Genomic DNA, 4024 nt, shown 5'->3' with positions numbered 1-4024 from the left:
CGCACTCATCATTAAATGGAATGACTCCGTATCAGTATTCAAAATCAATTGCATAATCTATTTCATGTTCCAGTTTTTCTTGACCAGGTCAGAACTCAAAACATGAGATATTGAGAAAATTGTATGGTTATCTCACTTTCCGAAATACATCACTATACAAAGTTACGTGTCATAATATCTTACTACTTTTCATTTTTGCTCTCAAGTATAAAATACCTATCCACATGATTTTCTCAATAATAAATGCTAAAACATAGCATATACCCCTTATGAAAGCTATTTTTATAAAGGTAAGGGGTGAAAGAATGAGGTTGAAGAGGTTTCGATGGATTTTATTTGGTGTATTTCTAGTATTACTACTAATAGGAATGATGTACGCTTCAATATTACGAAAAGACAATCCAAAACCGATGAATAACGCACTACCTGTGCAAACACTAGAAACTTCGATTAAACATGCTGTTTTACAGGAACTATCACAACAAAAAAAGACACTAAGGGAAAAATCACAGATTACAGATACACAAGTGCAGGTGAATGTGAAGCGATTATCTAACGATGAGCACTGGGCATTTGGATCTGTAGTGATATTGGCTCCAAATGTAACAGGAGCATTTCCAGAAGGAAAACTTTTCATTGCGAAACACGCTACTACAAATTGGCAAGTCGCTTTAGAAGGGATGGATTTGTTCAGCGAACTCTCACAACAAATTCCCGATGCAATGATGAGCGTGCAAGAAAAAAAGACATTTTCTTTAATTTGGAATGCGCAGGTCCTCTCACAAAATAGACCTGAACTTCGCTTACCGTACGAAAAAGGACAATCTTGGGTGATGTCTGGCGGTCCTCATGGATGGTCAGGATCAGATAGACCCTATAGTTCTCTTGATTTATATGGAGGAGACCAACGCGTGTTAGCTGCAGGAGATGGTATAGCTTACACCATGTGCGCAAATAACAGAGGGTGGATTCGTATCTATCATGAAAATGGATATGCCACGGATTACTATCATTTGCGGAATAATATGATACCGAATGGTCAGCCAGTCCAAGAAGGAACCTTTCTAGGTTATACAGGGACTGATGTATCTTGTGGTGGATATGCAAGTGGTCACCATGTGCATTTTTCCCTCTTGCAGGGTAATACGCGTATACCTTTACAAGGAAAAGAACTAGGTGGCTGGGTATTCTTTGAAACCTCCCCTTATAATGGCTATGCGATGCATGGTAGTACAGTGAGATATACAGACTATACTTTGTATAATTACGGAAAACTTCTTGTGAATCAAGGAATTGTAGATGCTAATGGAGGGCGTACAGTAAACCTTCGCACAGGCCCCGGTACGAACTATTCGGTTGTAGGCTCTCTTAATGATGGAGAGATTGTAACGGTAGTTTGTACCGCAAATGGAGCAACATTTACTGGTCGTAAGGGGAGTACAAATAAATGGAATCAACTAACAAATGGGTATTGGATGAGTGACGCTTATCTGTATACAGGTACCAATAATGCGATAGCTTCTTCTTGTAACAAGTAGTGCATCATATACGTATGTATGTAAAATGAAAAATTGAGAAGCTCCCTTACATGGAACAACCTCCAATTCGGACGCTCCAAATCATTATTTTCATTAAGATAGAACCCAGAATCTCTTCTTATACAACAAACAGAAGGTACTTTGGTATACGCCTCTGTTTGTTGTATTTATAAAGATCCTAGCATACAAGTTTACAAAAAATAAAGTTCTATTCTACCTTGCTTACATTAGGGGTTTTTGTATCTAACGAATGGCTGCGCCATTTGGTATAGCATTTTTCATCCACTGAGGAAGCATAGCTGCCTCTGAATGAAAAGCATACTTGTTCAAGATAGACGGACTTGTAATCCAGCGTTTCATTGGTTTCCCAGTCGCATCTTTATCAAGAAAATAGATGAACGAATCCTTTTCAAACCGTACTAATCCCATATCCTGATCAATACTTCTTCCATTTGGAATCGTATGTAAGCTTTGAAACTCTAATACCCCATCCCAATTTTTAAAAATACGGTTATACGTATCTGAATCTGTAATGTAACGTTTCATGCCTCTATCCACTAAATAGATGGCTGATTTCCCTACTTCCTTTACACGATAACCATTATAGACATATTGGTCATTTTGTAGAAATTCTCGGTTCATAGCAGTAATCTTTTCTTGACCAGCTGCATGGGCTTGCGGTGCAACACTGATACTGCAGCCAATCAAGGCAGCTAATGTAAATTTTGATAACCCTCTCATCATCTTTTCCACACCTTTCATTTTTAATTGTAGAATGCAGACATGTAAGACATTTTCAGAAGTTCTTTCCACGCTGTCTATTATAATAAGAGCGTTATCATTTTGTTATAATTTTTTATGTAGAAATACAGGGAATCTATTGAGAAAATAAAGAGGCATATTTCTAATCCTACATGTTCGTTTGTCTACAAAATATGAATACATACTCGTACACCATCTGTTACTGCTGAATATGAAAAGAAAGAATTGTGTCTATGTTTTATCAATAGTTTAAACTCTGTTTATAATTCAGTGGGAGCTTATATTTTGCGATGTTACATTTCGAAGTTCTATATTTTTACATATTCCCCCGCTTTTTTATATAGAAAATTTCTAGTATTTTATAAGTGAGCTGTTATGCAACTTATTTTGTAAGGGTAGGAAACAAAATAAGTTTTTTAGAGGTCCTTTTTTTCATCTATGCTTCAAGAGGGAAAATACAGGAGTATAGTTAAATACTTATAATGGTGTCATACATCATTTTTTTAAAAACCATCGAAGATAAACCGAATGTATCATCTAAATGAAGAAGGAGCGGTCCGATGGAATTAGAACAAGTTGTGCGCAAATATGAAATAGATTTATTACGTTTACCTTATATTGTAGGAGTAGGATTTTTACAAGGAAAAGAAGTGATTCAAGTATTTATTTCGAAAAAAGTACCACGTTCTCAATTAAAAGCAGTGGAACAAATACCTACACAATTAGAAACATACCCCACGAACATTATAGAAGTGAGGACCATTACAAATCATTACACGGGATAAGAGGGAGAGTGTTAAGGGAAAACATTCAAATATAAAGGTGTTGACTATTCAGGAACAACAAGACATTCCAAAAGTGTAGCAAGATGTAGAGAATGCTTTCTTACAGTTTTGGAATATAACCTGGCATTCAACAGATAAACGGGGTTATGACAGGCACACCCTCTTTACTTGTATTTGTAGACTAAAAACTATCTATTGAAACATTAGAAACCAATCAAGTCATCCCAAAAGAAATAAAAGGAATCAAAACCGACGTCATTCAAACAGGATATCTATTTGCTAGGAATCAACAAACATTACAAGTTGATACACAGGCACTTTCCACTCGAGTTCGTCCAATCAAAGGAGGGTATAGCGTTGCTCATCGAAATGTGACGGCAGGTACGATTGCGACTTGCGTATATGATATATTACCAAATGGTTCTACCAATTCACCCGCACATGGATATGGTATCCCAAGTCGATACTATATACTAGGTAACAATCATATATTAGCGTATAGTAAGAGCGCAAACATAGGCGATCCTATTTTAAAACCTGATTCAATTAATGGGGGAAGCGATCCAACGGATCGTATTGCAACCTTATCAAGGTTTATCCCAATTACCTTTTTCTTTGCAAGTACCACTTGAAAATCAAAACAATCTCGTCGATGCTGAGATTGCAGAAGCACCATTTCATCAGATAGATCGTTCGATTCATTGGATTAATTCTGTGCAAGGCTGGCGACGAAAACAAAATGTTACCGTCGGTACACGCATCATGAAAGTGGGACGGACTACAAATCATACACATGGCGTCATCACTGCAGTAAACGCAACCATCGATGTGAATTACAGAAGTGATAGGGTTGCACGGTTTCGAGATCAAATTGTCACAACAAACCTTTCTTCCGGAGGAGATTCTGGCTCTTTAATCACGACAAATGATGGCGTTGCC

General features: G+C 37.1%; 4 protein-coding genes and 1 pseudogene. 4 read left to right on the top strand and 1 reads right to left on the bottom strand.

The genetic code is table 11. From position 1 onward, the window contains the following. Window positions 1-305: 305 nt before the first annotated feature. The gene (locus tag F3I02_RS16980; RefSeq protein ID WP_230876854.1) at window positions 306-1538 is read left to right on the top strand and encodes a M23 family metallopeptidase; all 1233 of its coding nucleotides are present in this window, start codon (window positions 306-308) and stop codon (window positions 1536-1538) included. A gap of 243 nt (window positions 1539-1781) precedes the next feature. Here the strand turns inward: F3I02_RS16980 and F3I02_RS16975 are convergent, their stop codons facing one another. Next, window positions 1782-2282, bottom strand: coding sequence for a hypothetical protein (locus F3I02_RS16975; RefSeq protein WP_230876853.1), 501 nt, complete (start codon window positions 2280-2282; stop codon window positions 1782-1784). Window positions 2283-2860: 578 nt separating this feature from the next. Between F3I02_RS16975 and F3I02_RS16970 the strand changes: the two genes are divergently transcribed. The 3 genes and pseudogenes from F3I02_RS16970 to F3I02_RS33985 all read left to right on the top strand — a co-directional run. Continuing rightward, a complete protein-coding gene (locus F3I02_RS16970) occupies window positions 2861-3085 on the top strand; it encodes a hypothetical protein (RefSeq protein ID WP_196478209.1) in 225 nt (74 codons plus the stop codon). A gap of 371 nt (window positions 3086-3456) precedes the next feature. Beyond that, complete coding sequence (locus F3I02_RS33990; RefSeq protein ID WP_230876852.1) at window positions 3457-3717, top strand: hypothetical protein; 261 nt, start codon at window positions 3457-3459, stop codon at window positions 3715-3717. An 82-nt stretch (window positions 3718-3799) separates the two neighbouring features. After that, window positions 3800-4024, top strand: a pseudogene (locus F3I02_RS33985) (S1 family peptidase); the annotation flags it as partial.

The organism is Bacillus sp. SRB3LM, assembly GCF_015712745.1.
In the GTDB taxonomy this organism is placed as follows: domain Bacteria; phylum Bacillota; class Bacilli; order Bacillales; family Bacillaceae_G; genus Bacillus_A; species Bacillus_A thuringiensis_K.
The sequence above is the reverse complement of the archived record's forward strand: the minus strand, read 5'-3'. Positions and strand labels throughout refer to the sequence as shown.